The organism is Streptomyces sp. NPDC002788 (assembly GCF_053592115.1).
The window spans coordinates 173,574-188,686 of the sequence record NZ_JBSFVB010000017.1 but is presented as its reverse complement, the minus strand read 5'-3'; the positions used below and the strand labels follow the sequence as shown (position 1 = coordinate 188,686).

Sequence of the window (15,113 nt, the reverse complement as noted above, 5' to 3'; positions counted from 1 at the left end):
CGCCCGGTTACATTCCGAACCCGGAAGCTAAGCCTTACAGCGCCGATGGTACTGCAGGGGGGACCCTGTGGGAGAGTAGGACGCCGCCGAACAATTATTGGGAAAACCCCCGCATCGAATGATGCGGGGGTTTTCTGCGTTTAGGCCCCTTTCGGGTCCTAAACGCGAACCGGTCAGAGACGTCCGGCCGCCTTCAATGCCAAGTACGCGTCCGCCAATGCCGGCGCCAAGTCGTCCGGTGTGGCGTCCACGACCGTGACGCCGTGACGGCGGAGTTGTTCTGCCGTGCGGTGGCGCTCGGACTGGGCTTGGGCCGCTGCTGCGGCCTCGTAGACGGCGTCGGCGTTGCCGCGGGCCTTGGCCATTTCCGAGATGTGGGGGTCTGCCACCGATGCCAGCAGCACCGAGTGACGCTGGGTGAGCCGGCTCAGGACCGGGAGCAGTCCCTCTTCGACGGGAGCCGCGTCCAGGGTGGTCAACAGGACGATCAGGGAGCGCCGGGGGGAGGTGCGGAGTGCTGTGGCTGTGAGCCCTCGTGCGTCGGTTTCGACCAGCTCCGGCTCGAGTGTGGCCATCGCGTTGACCAGGGACGGGAGGACGTCACCTGCCGTGCGGCCCTGGACGAGGGCGCGGACCTTGCGGTCGTAGGCGAGGAGGTCGACGCGGTCGCCGGCGCGGGAGGCGAGCGCTGCGAGGAGCAGGGCCGCGTCCATGGAGGCGTCCAGGCGGGGGGCGTCGCCCACGCGGCCGGCGGAGGTGCGGCCGGTGTCGAGGACCAGGGAAATGTGGCGGTCGCGTTCGGGGCGCCAGGTGCGGACGGCGACCGTGGTCTGGCGGGCTGTGGCGCGCCAGTCGATGGAACGGGTGTCGTCGCCGGGGACGTACTCGCGCAGGCTGTCGAACTCCGTGCCTTCGCCGCGGGTGAGGACGCTGGTGCGGCCGTCCAGTTCGCGCAGGCGGGCGAGCTTCGAGGGCAGGTGCTTGCGGCTGGCGAACGGGGGCAGGACGCGTACCGTCCAAGGGGCACTGTGAGTGCCTTGGCGGGCGAAGAGGCCGAGAGGGCCGTACGAGCGGATGGTGACCCGGTCGGCCTGGCGGTCGCCGCGGCGGGTGGGGTGGAGGCGGGTCGTCACGCGGCGGCGTTCGCCCGGGGGGATCGTGAGGCTGTGGCGGGAGGCCGCGGATTCCGTGCCCTGCCGCCAGCTGCTGGGGGGCCAGGCGTCGCGGAGCCGGGCGCGGAGGGGGCGGCGGGAAGGGTTGGTGATCGTGAGGGTGACGTCCGCCGTGTCCCCCAGGCGTACGGAGGTGTCGCCGGAACGGGTCAGGCCCAGGCGGCGCACGGGGGCGGCCAGGGCGAAGTCGCAGGCGCAGGCCACGACCAAGGGTGCGTTGACCGCCAGGATGCCCGTCCAGCCGGGCTCCCAGATGCCGACGGGAAGGGAGCCCAGGGCCGCGAGGAGGGCGGCGCGTCCGGTGAGTGCCATCAGCGCGGGACGGGGACGTGGGCGAGGATCGCGTTGATGACGGAGTCGGCTGTAACGCCTTCCATTTCGGCCTCCGGGCGGAGCTGGACGCGGTGGCGCAGGGTGGGGAGGGCGAGGGCCTTCACGTCGTCCGGGATGACGTAGTCGCGGCCGGTCAGCCATGCCCAGGCGCGGGCGGTGGCCAGGAGGGCCGTGGCCCCTCGGGGGGAGACGCCGAGGGTGAGGGACGGCGACTCGCGGGTGGCGCGGCAGATGTCGACGACGTAGGCGGTGATTTCCGGGGAGATGGTCGTCTTGGCGACGGCGGCGCGGGCTGCCTCCAGGTCGGCCGGACCCGCTACCCGGCGTACGCCGGCGGCGTGCAGGTCGCGTGGGTTGAAGCCCTCGGCGTGGCGGGTGAGGACGTCGATCTCGTCCTGGCGGGAAGGGAGGGGGATGGTGAGTTTGAGGAGGAAGCGGTCCAGCTGGGCTTCCGGGAGGGGGTAGGTGCCCTCGTACTCGACCGGGTTCTGGGTCGCGGCGACCAGGAACGGATCGGGGAGCGGGCGGGGGGTGCCGTCGACGGTGACCTGGCGTTCCTCCATGGCTTCCAGGAGGGACGACTGGGTCTTGGGGGGCGTGCGGTTGATCTCGTCGGCGAGGAGGAGGTTGGTGAAGACCGGGCCGGGCTGGAAGGAGAACTCGGCGCTGCGGGTGTCGTAGACCAGGGAGCCGGTGACGTCGCTGGGCATCAGGTCGGGGGTGAACTGGACGCGTTTGGTGTCGAGTTCGAGGGCGGCGGCGAGGGCGCGGACCAGGAGGGTCTTGGCGACGCCGGGGACGCCTTCGAGGAGGACGTGGCCGCGGCAGAGCAGGGCGACGACGAGGCCGGTGACGGCGGGGTCCTGGCCGACCACGGCCTTGGCGATCTCGGCGCGCAGGGCCTCCAGGGCGGCTCGGGCGGTGCCCGGGTCCCCGGTCTGCCCGGCGTTGTCAGTGGTCGGGTCCATCATGGACGGCGTACCTCTCTTTCGAGGGCGTCGAGTCGGTCGGCGAGTGCGATGAGTGCTGCGTCGTCGCTGGGCGGTGGTCCGAAGAGGAGGGCGTGCAGGTCCTGTCCGTCGCCGTGGAGGTGGGAGGACAGGGCGGGGAGCAGGGCCTCGGGCGTGTGCGCCTGGGTGACGGGGACGCCGGTGAGGGGGGCGAGGCGGGTGCGGGTCGTGGAGCGAAGAGCGTGGGCCGCTCGGTCGCGTGCGTCGGCCTTGCGGTAGAGGCGGGCGCGGCCTTCGGCGGTTTCGGAGGCGCGGATCGCGACGGGAAGTTTCTCGGGCACGAGCGGGCCGAGCCGGCGTGCCCGCCAGAGGGCGGCGAGGGCTGCGGCGATGAAGAGTTGCAGGGTGCCCCAGAGCCAGCCCGAGGGGAGCAGGTCGAAGAAGCTGCGTTCGCCGTCGGTGCCGCTGGCCGACGCGTCGGAGAGCGAGGGGAGGTACCAGACCAGATGGGGGCGGGAGCCGAGGAGTTGCAGGGCGAGGGAGGCGTTGCCCTGCTCGTCGAGGCGGTCGTTGAGGAGGATGTCGGGCGCGCCGAGGACGACGGTGTCGCCGTCCCCGGTCTTGGCCGGGATGCGCAGCAGGGTCGCCAGGCGCTCGCTGGGGTAGCACTCGTCGGCGCCGAGGTGGGTGGTGGTGTAGCGGACGCCGCCCGTGTCGGCGGTGCCTGCGCGGCGGGCGGCGGGCAGGTCGCAGTCGGGGGAGAGGGTCGAGTCGAGGCTGGTGGCGGGGTCGGCGGTGACGCCGGGGGCGAGCCGTTCGACGGAGGCGCTGCCGGAGGCGACCAGGACGGTGCGGCCGCCGGAGTCGGCGAACGCGTCGTGCAGGCGGGACTGCTGATCGCGGGTCAGCAGGTCGGGGACGGCGACCAGGAGGGTCGTGTCCGGGCCGGTCGCGGCGGCCGCCTCGTCCAGGGTGGTGACGACGCGCGTGTCCACGCCTCGGTCGGCGAGAAGTTCGGCGACGGCGCGGCTGCCGTTGGGGTCGGCGGAGCGGGGGTCGAGTTCGCCGTGCCGGGCGTCGGAGCGGATCACGGCGATGACGATGACTCCCGCGAGGAGCACCACGAGGGCGAGCGCGATTCCGCGCGCGCGGGTCCAGACCTGGCGGGCGGTGGGCGAGGCCGAGGTGGACGGGAGCGTGGCCTCGGTGGTCATTCGGCGGCTCCCTGGCGGGTGTTGGGGGCCGTGCCGTCGCTGCTGGTCGCGAGCTGGGGCTTGGCGCGTTCCAGGTCGCGGTCGAGTTCGGCGATGCGGTGGTACGCCTGCTCGGTCGCCGAGCGGCCGCCGTATGTGACGTCGTCGAAGTCGCGGGCGGCGGCGCGCAGTCGGTCGGTGTGGGCGGGCAGGGCCCGGCCGGCTTCGGCGGCGGCCTCGTCGGCGGTGCGGCCGGGGCGGACGTCGAGGAGGGCGCGTTCCTCCAGGGCGCGCACGAGGGCGCGCATGCGTTCCTGGACGGCTTGGTTCCAGTGGCCCTGGGCGGCGTGTGCCTCGGCGCCGGCGCGGTGGTCGGCGGCGCTGCGGGGGCGGTCGTCGAACAGCGCGGCGGAGGAGGTGGGTTGGCGGCGGGGGGCGCCCAGGCGCCACCACAGGGCGGCCAGGACAGCGACGACGGCCAGGATGATGACGACCACGCCGAGTGCGCCGCCGGGTGTCGCGGCCGAGGCGGCGTTGAAGAGTTTGCCGAGCCAGTCCCAGAAGGCGTCGAGGGCGCGCTGGAAGAGGCTGGGGTCGTTCTCGTGGTACATCCGCTTGGACAGCTCGCGCCGGGCCGCCTCGCGCGCGGGGTCGCGCGGGATGGTGACGGGTGGTTCGTCGGCGGAGCGGGCCGACGACAGCACGCCGGTGTCGCCGGCACGCCGCAGCGTCCGTATGGCGGCGCGTGGCAGCGCCGTCGCGGCAAGTTCCCCCGCCCGGATCACCGCATCAGCTCCCCGGAGTGGTGCCGGGGGCGTCGGGGCCGTAGCCCTGGACGCCGGCGGCGCGGGCCAGTTCGAGGTCGAGAGCCTCGCGGCGGATGCGCTGGTCGATGTAGAGGAGCACGGTGACGCCCGCCGTGATGGGGAACATGATCATGGAGCCGATCACGGAGCCGATGCCGCTGACGATGAGGAACGTCCAGCCGAGGCTGCCGGCACCGGTGTTGAGCCAGCCGGTGAGGCCGTCGCCGCTGAGGGCGGCGGCGAGCAGGACGAAGGGGAGGACGATGATCGAGGCGACGACGTTCGCGATGATCGCGGCGAGCAGCTGGATGCCGAAGATGCGCCACCAGGTGCCCTGGACCAGCTTCGCGGAGCGGCTCATGGCCTTCTTGATGCCCTGCTTCTCCAGCATGAGGGCGGGCGAGGCCAGGGAGAAGCGGATCATCAGCCACAGGGCGACGATACCGGCGCCGATGATGCCCAGGACGGTGAGGGCGGCGCCGGCCTCGCCGTTGACGGCGACGCCGACGAGAATGCCGGGCAGGGTGCCCACGGCGACGACGCCGACGGCGATGAGCAGCAACAAACAGATGAGCCCGAACAGTTTGACGACCTGAGGGCGGGCGTCCCGCCAGGCCTCGCCGAGTGTCACCGACTTGCCGAGTACGGCGCGGCTGGTCACGGTCGTGAGCAGGGCGGTGGCGATGACGGTGCCGACCAGGGAGATCACGAAGACGACGGTGGAGTTCAGCAGGGCTTCGCCCATGGCGCGGCTCAGCTCGTTGAGGCTGGCGCTCGGGTCGTTGAGGGCTTCGGTGCTGGAGTCGTCGAGGACGAGGCCCTGGAACAGGACGACGATGATCTGGGTGAGGACCGCGACGGTCAGCGAGATGCCCAGGACCGTGCGCCAGTAGGTGCGCATGGTGGAGACCGCGCCGTCGAGGATCTCGCCCACGCCCAGCGGGCGGAGCGGGATCACGCCGGGCTTCGCGGCGGGCGGGGGGCCGCCCCAGCCGCTTCCCCAGCCGCCGTGGCCACCGGGGCGCCCGTAGCCTCCGGGGCCGCCGGGCCCGTATCCGCCGGGGGGCTGGGTGCCCCAGCCCGGGCCGGGCGGCGGGGGCGGGGGTGCCTGGCCGGGGCCGGCCGGGCCGCTGGGGGCGGACCACTGGGCCGGTGGCGGCTGTTCCTTGGACCACTGCGGGCCGGGGCCCTGCGGGGCCTGTCCCGGCTGGTCCGCGGGCTGTGCGGTGCCGGGGCGGTCGGCGGGCTCGGCAGGGCCGGACGCGTCAGGCTTCTGCCCGTCGGACGGGGCGGATCCGGGCGAGGCCCAGCCCGGAGTGTCGTTCATCGTCGCTCCTTCACGGTGCCCGTCCGCGGTCGCGGCGGCAGGTTGGCAGCCATCGTGCCATGGGGCGGTCCGGGAGTGACCGGCCGCGGTATGGGCTGCGTACCTTCAATTGTCCGCTCGACAGGGGGCAGACTGACTGCATGGCTGATCAGTACGCGTACCGCGGCGATGACAAGCGGCCGACCGATATCCCGGCGATCCGTTGGGAAGAGCCACCGGAAGGCCCGATTCTGGTCCTGCTCGACCAGACGAGGCTGCCGGTCGAGGAGGTCGAACTGGTCTGTACGGACGCGTCCGCGCTCGTCGAGGCGATCCGCTCGCTGGCCGTGCGCGGGGCACCACTGCTCGGCATCGCGGGGGCGTACGGCGTCGCGCTCGCCGCCGTGCGGGGCTTCGACGTGGACGAGGCCGCGGACGCGCTGGCGAGCGCCCGGCCGACGGCGGTGAATCTGGCAGTCGGGGTGCGCCGGGCGAAGGCTGCCCACGAGGCGGCGCTCGCCCAGGGCGGTGACATCGAGCAGGCGGCAGCGGCGGCGCTGGCCGCGGCGCGGCAGCTGCACCGGGAGGACGCCGAGGCCAGTGCGCGGATGGCCGAGCACGGGCTGGCGCTGCTGGACGAGCTGCTGCCCGGGGGCGGGCACCGGATCCTCACCCACTGCAACACCGGTTCGCTGGTGTCGGGCGGCGAGGGCACGGCGTTCGCGGTGGCGCTCGCGGCGCACCGCACGGGACGGCTGCGGCGGCTGTGGGTGGACGAGACGCGTCCGCTGCTGCAGGGCGCGCGGCTCACGGCGTACGAGGCGGCGCGCAGCGGGATGGCGTACACGCTGCTCACCGACAACGCGGCGGGATCGCTGTTCGCCGCCGGTGAGGTGGACGCGGTGCTGATCGGGGCGGACCGGATCACGGCGGACGGGTCGGTGGCGAACAAGGTCGGGAGCTATCCGCTGGCGGTGCTGGCGCGGTACCACCATGTGCCGTTCATCGTGGTGGCGCCGGTGACGACGGTGGATCCGGACACGGCGGACGGGGCGTCCATCGAGGTCGAGCAGCGTGCCGGGCACGAGGTGACGGAGGTGGTGGCGCCGCAGGTGCCGGTGCTCGGCGCGGAGGCGGGCGGAGGGATTCCGATCGCACCGCTGGGGACGCAGGCGTACAACCCGGCGTTCGACGTGACCCCGCCCGAGCTGGTGACGGCGATCGTGACGGAGGAGGGTGTCGTTTCGCCGGTGACCGCCGAGGCGCTCGCCGAGGTGTGTGCGCGCTCGCCCGGGGCGGCGGGTTGAGGCGGGCGACTGTCCGACCGGGCGGGGCGGTCGAACCGCCGTCTCGTCCCTCGGCCTGCGGCGGGATCGCCCCGCCGTCGAGATCAACAAGGAGCGGGCGAGGGCAGACAGTAGCGCTTGCTGCGACTATGGTCACTGGCCGGTGACCTACCTCACCACTGCCTTCGCCACTGTTATGAGAATGGGATGATGTCGTTTATGAAGGGACGAGTCCTTGTCGTCGACGACGACACCGCACTTGCCGAGATGCTCGGCATTGTGCTGCGTGGTGAGGGTTTCGAGCCGTCTTTCGTGGCCGACGGCGACAAGGCGCTGGCCGCGTTCCGTGAGGCCAAGCCGGATCTGGTGCTGCTCGATCTGATGCTGCCCGGCCGGGACGGTATCGAGGTGTGCCGTCTGATCAGGGCGGAGTCCGGGGTGCCGATCGTGATGCTCACGGCCAAGAGCGACACGGTGGACGTCGTCGTGGGCCTGGAGTCAGGTGCCGACGACTACATCGTGAAGCCGTTCAAGCCGAAGGAGCTGGTGGCCCGGATCCGGGCGCGGCTCAGGAGGTCGGAGGAGCCGGCTCCGGAGCAGCTCGCCATCGGTGACCTGGTCATCGACGTGGCCGGGCACTCCGTGAAGCGGGACGGGCAGTCGATCGCGCTGACGCCGCTGGAGTTCGACCTGCTGGTCGCGCTCGCGCGCAAGCCGTGGCAGGTGTTCACGCGCGAGGTGCTGCTGGAGCAGGTGTGGGGCTACCGGCACGCGGCGGACACGCGGCTGGTCAACGTGCACGTACAGCGGCTGCGCTCCAAGGTCGAGAAGGACCCGGAGAAGCCGGAGATCGTGGTGACCGTCCGTGGTGTCGGGTACAAGGCAGGACCGAGCTGACATGCCCGGCGACAGTGCCGCTTCGGCGCCCGGCCGGTCCGGGGCCCGCCCGGGGCGGCCTGTCGGACCGAAGAAGCCCGGTTCCCGCTGGGGACGGTTCCTGGAGAGCGGGCTGCTGCTCCAGGGCGGAGTACAGGGCAGCCCGGTCATCCGCCTCTTCATGCGGTGGGTGCGCCGGCCTCTGCTGCCGGTCATGCGGCTGTGGCGGCGCAACATCCAGCTCAAGGTCGTCGTCACCACACTGCTGATGTCGCTGGGCGTGGTCCTGCTGCTCGGCTTCGTCGTCATCGGACAGGTGCGCAACGGCCTGCTGGATGCCAAGGTCAAGGCATCCCAGAGCCAGGCCACGGGTGGCTTCGCGGTGGCCAAGCAGCGTGCCGACGAGGCGGCGAGCGGGACCGGCGACGACGTCGCCACGGTGGACGGGCGTCCCGCGCAGAACGTCACCGAGTGGATGAGCGACCTCGTGTCCTCGCTGTCCAGCGGGGGTCAAGGCGCCTTCGAAGTGGTGACGCTCCCGGCCTCCGACGAGGACGGCGCGGGCGGCCGTGGCCAGCGTGCCTCCGGAGAGGTGGACTGGAGCAGGAGCGTGCCCGCTGACCTGCGCGAGCGGATCGGCCGCAGTACGACGGCCGCGCAGAGCTACACCCGCATCACCTACAACAACGCGACCAAGGACTCCCAGCCGGGCCTGGCCATCGGCAAGCAGGTCAACGACCCCAACGGCGACCCGTACCAGCTCTACTACCTCTTCCCGCTCACCCAGGAGGAGAAGTCGCTGAGCCTGGTCAAGGGCACCCTGGCGACGGCCGGGCTGTTCGTGGTCGTCCTGCTCGGGGCCATCGCCTGGCTCGTCGTGCGCCAGGTGGTCACGCCGGTGCGGATGGCCGCGGGGATCGCGGAGCGGCTGTCGGCCGGGCGGCTCCAGGAGCGTATGAAGGTCACCGGCGAGGACGACATCGCGCGGCTCGGTGAGGCCTTCAACAAGATGGCGCAGAACCTCCAGCTGAAGATCAGCCAGCTGGAGGACCTGTCGCGGATGCAGCGCCGGTTCGTGTCGGACGTGTCGCACGAGCTGCGGACGCCGCTGACGACCGTACGGATGGCCGCGGACGTCATCCACGAGGCGCGCGAGGACTTCGACCCGGTCACCGCGCGGTCGGCGGAGCTGCTCGCCGACCAGCTGGACCGGTTCGAGTCGCTGCTCGCGGACCTGCTGGAGATCAGCCGGTTCGATGCGGGCGCCGCGGCGCTGGAGGCGGAGCCGATAGACCTCAGGGACGTCGTCCGGCGGGTGGTCAGCGGGGCCGAGCCGCTCGCGGAGCGCAAGGGCACGCGGATCCGCGTCCTGGGCGACCAGCAGCCCGTCGTCGCCGAGGCCGACGCCCGGCGCGTGGAACGCGTGCTGCGCAACCTCGTCGTCAACGCCGTCGAGCACGGCGAGGGCAACGACGTCGTCGTCAAGCTCGCCGCGGCCGGCGGTGCCGTCGCCGTCGCGGTGCGGGACTACGGGGTCGGGCTCAAGCCGGGTGAGGCGACCCGCGTGTTCAGCCGTTTCTGGCGGGCCGACCCGGCACGCGCGCGTACAACCGGCGGTACGGGGCTGGGGTTGTCCATCGCTCTGGAGGACGCGCGGCTGCACGGCGGCTGGCTGCAGGCGTGGGGCGAGCCGGGCGGCGGCTCGCAGTTCCGGCTGACGCTGCCCAGGACCGCGGACGAGCCGCTGCGGGGCTCCCCGATACCGCTGGAGCCCAAGGACTCACGGCGGAACCGGGGGCTCGACGACGCCGGTCTGCCGTCCGGTGGCGGGGACGGCGAGAAGCGGGCCACCGTACCGGCCCAGCCGGCGAGCGGGTCCGTGCCGCCGGGGGCGAAGCGGGATCCGATACCGCCGCGGGCGGCCGCAGTGCCGCCCACAGCCGACCCGACGGCCCTGCCCGGCAACGGTTCTCGTGTGGTGCCCAGGCCCGCCTCGGGGGCGCGGCGGCACGACGATCCCGCCGCGCCCCAGGAGCCGGATCGGGGCCGGGGCGCGGTGGCGACGTCCGGCGACGGCGTGGCGAGCACCCCTCCCGGGACCGCCCGGGACCGCGTGAACGGGCCGCGGGACGCGGACAGGGACGACGGAGCCGCAGACCCGGGCAGGGAGACCGAGCAGGGAGATGCGCACAGTCAAGGGGAGGCATTTCGTGGGCGCTGACCGCGAGGGGCGCGGCCGGCGCAGGCACGCGCGTGTGATGGCGTACGCCGCCGGTGGAGTTCTGGTGCTGGCGGGGTGCGCCTCGATGCCGGACAGCGGGGATCTGCGGGACGTGGAGTCCACTCCGCGTCAGGAGACCCAGGTGCGGGTGTTCGCCGTGCCGCCGAGGGAGGACGCGGCGCCCTCGGAGATCGTGCAGGGCTTCCTGGAGGCGCTCACCAGCGACGATCCGCACTACAAGACGGCACGCCAGTACCTGACCGGTGACGCCGCGAAGACGTGGCGGCCCGAGCTGTCCGCCACGGTGCTGACGGACGGGCCCGGCGCCAAGGCCGTCGGTGCGGACGGCCGGGAGGACACCGGTGAGATCTCGTACATGCTGACCGGCACCAAGGTGGCCACCGTGGACGCCCAGCAGTCGTACGCGCCGGCGACCGGGGAGTACGGCAGGACCGTGCACCTGACGCGGGACGACAAGCGGCAGTGGCGGATCGACGCGCTGCCGCAGGGCGTCGTCATGGGCGAGTCGGACTTCCAGCGCAACTACATGTCCGTCAACAAGTACTACTTCGCGTCGAACACCGTGGCGGCCCGTGCGGACTCGCAGCCCACCGTGGTCGCCGACCCCGTGTATGTGCGCCGGCGGGTGGAGCCCATGACGCAGATGGTGAACTCCCTGCTCGGCGGGCCGACGCGGTGGATCGGGCCGGTGGTCCGGTCGAGCTTCCCGGCGGGGACGGCACTGGCGAAGGGCGCCGGCGCGCTGACGCCCGACGACCGGAACAGGCTGACGGTCCCGCTCAACGACAAGGCCGCGGGCATCGGCACCAACCGGTGCCAGGAGATGGCGGCCCAGCTGCTCTTCACGCTGCGCAACCTCAGCCCCGCGGTGGACGAGGTCGAGATGCGGGCCGGCGGGGCGGAGCTGTGCTCCCTCACGCAGGGCGCGGCCGACGCGGTGGCGTTCCGCAGCTCGGCGCGGCCCCCCGACTCCCTGTACTTCCTCGACGGCAAGCATCGGCTCGTACGGATCCCCGCGGGCGACAGCAGCACCGACCCGGACCCGGACCCGGCGCCGGGGGCGCTCGGCGAGGGCGACACGGCACTGCGGTCGGTGGCGGTCTCGCGCGACGAGCACACCGCGGCCGGTGTCAGTCTCGACGGCAAGTCGCTGTACGTGGGGTCGCTGGTCTCGGGCGGGTCGCTGGGCGATCCGGTGCTGCGCAGCGAGGGCCCGAGCGAGACGGACCGGCTGACGACGCCGAGCTGGGACGCCGACGACGGCCTGTGGGTGGCCGACCGCGACCCGGACCATCCCCGGCTGCTCCTGCTCGAGGAGGGCAAGGGCGATCCGGTGGAGGTGCGCACGCCGCATCTGGACGGGCGGATCCAGTCCGTCCGGGTGGCCGCGGACGGGGTGCGGATCGCGCTCGTCGTGGAGAAGGGCGGCAAGAAGACCCTGCTCATCGGGCTGATCGAGCGGGAAGAGAAGCCGGGCGGGCAGCCGGCTGTCCGGGTGGTCGAACTCCGCTCGGCCACCCCGGAGTGGGAGAAGGTCACCACCATGTCGTGGGCCGGGGACAGCCGGCTCGTCGTGGTCGGCCGCGAGCACGGGGGCGTGGAGCAGATGCGATACGTCCAGGTCGACGGCTCCACGCCGGACGTGCCGGCGCCTGCGGCGCTGTCCGGCGTCAAGGAGGTCACCGCCTCCCAGGACGATCAGCTGCCGCTGGTCGCGTACTCGGTGGACGGCATCGTCCAGCTGCCTTCGGGCGCGCAGTGGCAGAAGGTGACGGAGGGGACCGCGCCGGTCTATCCGGGGTGAGGTGTGGGCGCCCCGCGGCCGGTCGGGCCCGGGGTGCGCCGGTCGAAGCGGCCGCTGCTGCCGGGGCGACCTCGGCAGCAGCGGCCGCTGCGTGTGTGGAGCGGGCTGGTGGGGCACTGCCGCCCCTGTGGATCGAAGGGTGGGCGTGGGGGCGTACGGGCAGGGCGTCGCCCGTGTGGGGGAGGGCTGGGGCGCCTTGCCGTGAGTTGTCCACAGGCCGTTTTCCCCAGGGGTGGCAGGGCCGGGCCCGGGTCGGCAGAGTGGTGGCCATGCGGGGGTGGTGGCAGGAGCTCGGAGACCTGGTGCTGCCAGGTGAGTGCGGGGGCTGCGGGGCGCGTCGTGCGGTGCTGTGCGCGCGGTGCCGTTCGGCGCTGAGCGGAGCCGGGGCACGTCGGGTGCGGCCGGTGCCGGAGCCGCCCGGTCTGCCGGTGGTGCACGCGGCGGCCCGGTACGCGGACGAGGTCCGGGCGACGCTGCTGGCCCACAAGGAACGCGGTGCGCTGGCGCTCGCCGGTCCGCTCGGAGTCGCCCTGGCGGGGGCCGTGCGGGCGGGGCTGCGGCGGGCCCCGGGCCGGGCGGGGGCCGGGGTGGGGTGGTCCGGGGGCGGCGGAGCTCCTGTGCTGCTCGTGCCCGTGCCGTCCGGGCGGCGGGCCGTGCGGGCCCGGGGGCACGATCCGGCCCGGCGGATCGCGCTCGCGGCGGCGGGCGAGCTGCGGCGGGCCGGGGTGCCGGCCCGGGTGCTCGGGGTGCTGCGGCAGCGGCGGGCCGTGGCCGACCAGTCGGGGCTCAACTCCCGGCAGCGGCTGGACAATCTCGAGGGCGCGCTGGCGGTGGCGCCCGGAGGTGCCCGGTTGCTCTCCGGGGGACAGGTCGTCCTCGTCGACGACGTGATGACCACCGGGGCGTCCCTGGCGGAGGCCGCGCGTGCCGTGCGCGCGGTCGCGGACGGGCCGGAAAGGGGGCCGATTCCGAACGCTGCCGGCACTGCGGCCGTGTACGGGGGAGAGACGTGGGAAAGCAGAGAGGAACAGAACGTCGGATCAAGGTGGGAGAGGACGGGCCGGCGGCCCGGCCGGCAGGGAATCGCGGGCGCGAACGACGCCGGCGGAGTCGTTGACGTGGTGTGCGCGGCAGTGGTCGCGGCATCACCGGACTCTTTCGAAATAAACCGGAACTGACTGAGATCTTGTGTCGTTGCAGGTAGCGAGAGGACCTATTCACCTGAACGGAGGTACGCCGCAGTAGAGGGTGACGACATCCGTCCGGGCGAGATATGTTCGGTTGAGAGGGAAAGCCGCAGGCCACACCTCTTCAATCCGAATGCCGTGCCGCGGGATTCTCTTCATCACTCGCGACGGTGGAGTGGAGTTCTCGCCCACGGGGGAGGAGGTGGAAGTCACCGAGTCCGAGGTTCCGGGGCTCACCGGAACCTGGTGCAAAAGGGAGACGCTCCGCACCGAAGCGGAGTGATCCGGGAACGGAGTTCTGCGTGGACATCGTCGTCAAGGGCCGCAAGACCGAGGTGCCCGAGCGGTTCCGGAAGCACGTGGCCGAGAAGCTGAAGCTGGAGAAGATCCAGAAGCTCGATGGCAAGGTGATCAGCCTCGACGTCGAGGTGTCCAAGGAGCCCAACCCCAGGCAGGCCGACCGCTGTGACCGAGTGGAGATCACGCTGCGCTCCCGCGGTCCGGTGATCCGGGCTGAGGCAGCGGCGAGCGATCCGTACGCGGCGCTCGACCTGGCGGCGGAAAAGCTGGAAGCCCGGCTGCGCAGGCAGCACGACAAGCGGTACTCGCGCCGTGGCGCGCGCCGGATCTCGGCCGCGGAGGTCGCCGACCACGTCCCGGGTGTGGCGACGCTCAACGGAAACGGCCTGGTTCCGGCTGCGGAAGAGGAGCCGGAAGAAGCTGTCCCCACGAAGAAGATCGGCTCGCTGGAAGTGCAGGGTGACGGCCCCATCGTCGTCCGCGAGAAGACCCACGTCGCAGCACCCATGACCCTCGACCAGGCTCTCTACGAGATGGAGCTGGTCGGGCACGACTTCTATCTGTTCGTCGACTCCGAGACCAAGGAACCGAGTGTCGTCTACCGACGGCACGCCTACGACTACGGCGTGATCCACCTCAGGACGGACACGATGGTCACCCAGGCGCACTCCCCCGAGGCCGGCGGTGCGCTCGGCGGCTGACCGTGCCGGGTGACAGCAGCGGAGCAGGTGCCCCTGGAGCGCGCGTGCGCCCCCAGGGGCACCCCTGTGCGACCACTTCGCGCCCCGCTCCGTCACCCCGGCGCCGTCCGGGCATGAAATCATGGTGGTTACGGCCCAACCGGTGGGTCGTTGCTCTGGGTTGGCGATGGCTCAGGACCACAGGCCAAAGCCTCAGGGGGAGGAACGATGGCGGACAGCTTCGGACCGATGCGTGACGGGGATGCCCACGACGGCGTCGTCGGCATGGGCCCGGACACGGAGACTCCACGCAAGGAACCGATCAGAGTTCTTGTGGTGGACGACCACGCCCTGTTCCGCCGTGGCCTGGAGATCGTGCTCGCGGCCGAGGAGGACATCCAGGTCGTCGGGGAGGCGGGCGACGGAGCGGAGGCCGTCGAGAAGGCCGCCGACCTGCTGCCCGACATCGTCCTGATGGACGTGCGGATGCCCAAGCGCGGCGGCATCGAAGCGTGCACCTCCATCAAGGAGGTGGCACCCAGCGCGAAGATCATCATGCTGACGATCAGCGACGAGGAAGCCGATCTCTACGACGCCATCAAGGCGGGCGCGACCGGCTACCTCCTCAAGGAGATCTCCACGGACGAGGTGGCCACCGCCATTCGCGCGGTCGCCGACGGGCAGTCGCAGATCAGCCCGTCCATGGCGTCGAAACTCCTCACCGAGTTCAAGTCGATGATCCAGCGCACCGACGAGCGCCGGCTGGTGCCCGCCCCGCGCCTCACGGACCGCGAACTCGAAGTCCTCAAGCTCGTCGCGACGGGCATGAACAACCGGGACATCGCCAAGGAGTTGTTCATCTCCGAGAACACCGTGAAGAACCACGTGCGCAACATCCTGGAGAAGCTGCAGCTGCACTCCAGGATGGAGGCCGTGGTGTACGCGATGCGGGAGAAGATCCTCGAGATCCGCTGACGG

The 15,113-nt window shown here is 72.3% G+C and carries 12 protein-coding genes and 1 rRNA gene; 8 read left to right on the top strand and 5 right to left on the bottom strand.

Going from position 1 to position 15,113, the window contains the following annotated elements; genetic code table 11:
* Positions 1–92: ribosomal RNA gene (gene rrf, locus ACWD1U_RS28900) — 5S ribosomal RNA — on the top strand; the annotation flags it as partial.
* Between the two features lie 81 nt (positions 93–173).
* Here rrf and ACWD1U_RS28895 read toward each other — a convergent pair.
* Genes ACWD1U_RS28895 through ACWD1U_RS28875 form a run of 5 tightly spaced genes read right to left on the bottom strand, consistent with a single transcriptional unit; the run spans position 174 to position 5,781 of the window.
* Entirely contained in the window at positions 174–1,484 is a 1,311-nt protein-coding gene (locus ACWD1U_RS28895) for a DUF58 domain-containing protein (protein WP_451111877.1), read from the bottom strand.
* Positions 1,484–2,473 (bottom strand): AAA family ATPase, encoded by a 990-nt coding sequence (locus ACWD1U_RS28890; RefSeq protein WP_451111886.1) that lies wholly within the window; start codon positions 2,471–2,473, stop codon positions 1,484–1,486. The genes ACWD1U_RS28895 and ACWD1U_RS28890 overlap by 1 nt, the downstream gene beginning before the upstream one ends.
* Positions 2,473–3,669: a DUF4350 domain-containing protein gene (locus ACWD1U_RS28885; RefSeq protein WP_451111875.1), complete on the bottom strand. Its 1,197-nt coding sequence runs from the start codon at positions 3,667–3,669 to the stop codon at positions 2,473–2,475. Before ACWD1U_RS28885 ends, ACWD1U_RS28890 begins: the two co-directional genes overlap by 1 nt.
* Complete coding sequence (locus tag ACWD1U_RS28880) at positions 3,666–4,433, bottom strand: DUF4129 domain-containing protein (protein WP_451111873.1); 768 nt, start codon at positions 4,431–4,433, stop codon at positions 3,666–3,668. The genes ACWD1U_RS28885 and ACWD1U_RS28880 overlap by 4 nt, the downstream gene beginning before the upstream one ends.
* Positions 4,434–4,437: 4 nt before the next feature.
* Entirely contained in the window at positions 4,438–5,781 is a 1,344-nt protein-coding gene (locus ACWD1U_RS28875; RefSeq protein WP_451111872.1) for a glycerophosphoryl diester phosphodiesterase membrane domain-containing protein, read from the bottom strand.
* Positions 5,782–5,921: 140 nt separating this feature from the next.
* On the opposite strand from ACWD1U_RS28875, the gene mtnA reads away from it, so the two are divergent.
* The 7 genes from mtnA (at position 5,922) to ACWD1U_RS28840 (ending at position 15,110) form a co-directional block, all read left to right on the top strand.
* The gene (gene mtnA / locus ACWD1U_RS28870; RefSeq protein WP_451111870.1) at positions 5,922–7,067 is read left to right on the top strand and encodes an S-methyl-5-thioribose-1-phosphate isomerase; all 1,146 of its coding nucleotides are present in this window, start codon (positions 5,922–5,924) and stop codon (positions 7,065–7,067) included.
* A gap of 186 nt (positions 7,068–7,253) precedes the next feature.
* A complete protein-coding gene (gene mtrA / locus ACWD1U_RS28865; protein ID WP_009188938.1) occupies positions 7,254–7,943 on the top strand; it encodes a two-component system response regulator MtrA in 690 nt (229 codons plus the stop codon).
* Position 7,944: 1 nt separating this feature from the next.
* On the top strand, positions 7,945–10,143 hold the full coding sequence (mtrB, locus tag ACWD1U_RS28860) for an MtrAB system histidine kinase MtrB (RefSeq protein WP_451111869.1): 2,199 nt from the start codon (positions 7,945–7,947) through the stop codon (positions 10,141–10,143).
* Positions 10,133–11,968 (top strand): LpqB family beta-propeller domain-containing protein, encoded by a 1,836-nt coding sequence (locus tag ACWD1U_RS28855; protein WP_451111867.1) that lies wholly within the window; start codon positions 10,133–10,135, stop codon positions 11,966–11,968. The genes mtrB and ACWD1U_RS28855 overlap by 11 nt, the downstream gene beginning before the upstream one ends.
* A gap of 269 nt (positions 11,969–12,237) precedes the next feature.
* Positions 12,238–13,146, top strand: coding sequence for a ComF family protein (locus ACWD1U_RS28850; RefSeq protein WP_451111865.1), 909 nt, complete (start codon positions 12,238–12,240; stop codon positions 13,144–13,146).
* Between the two features lie 311 nt (positions 13,147–13,457).
* Positions 13,458–14,156, top strand: coding sequence for a ribosome hibernation-promoting factor, HPF/YfiA family (hpf, locus tag ACWD1U_RS28845; protein WP_451111864.1), 699 nt, complete (start codon positions 13,458–13,460; stop codon positions 14,154–14,156).
* Between the two features lie 207 nt (positions 14,157–14,363).
* Complete coding sequence (locus ACWD1U_RS28840) at positions 14,364–15,110, top strand: response regulator (protein WP_425951957.1); 747 nt, start codon at positions 14,364–14,366, stop codon at positions 15,108–15,110.
* The last annotated feature ends 3 nt before the right edge of the window (positions 15,111–15,113 follow it).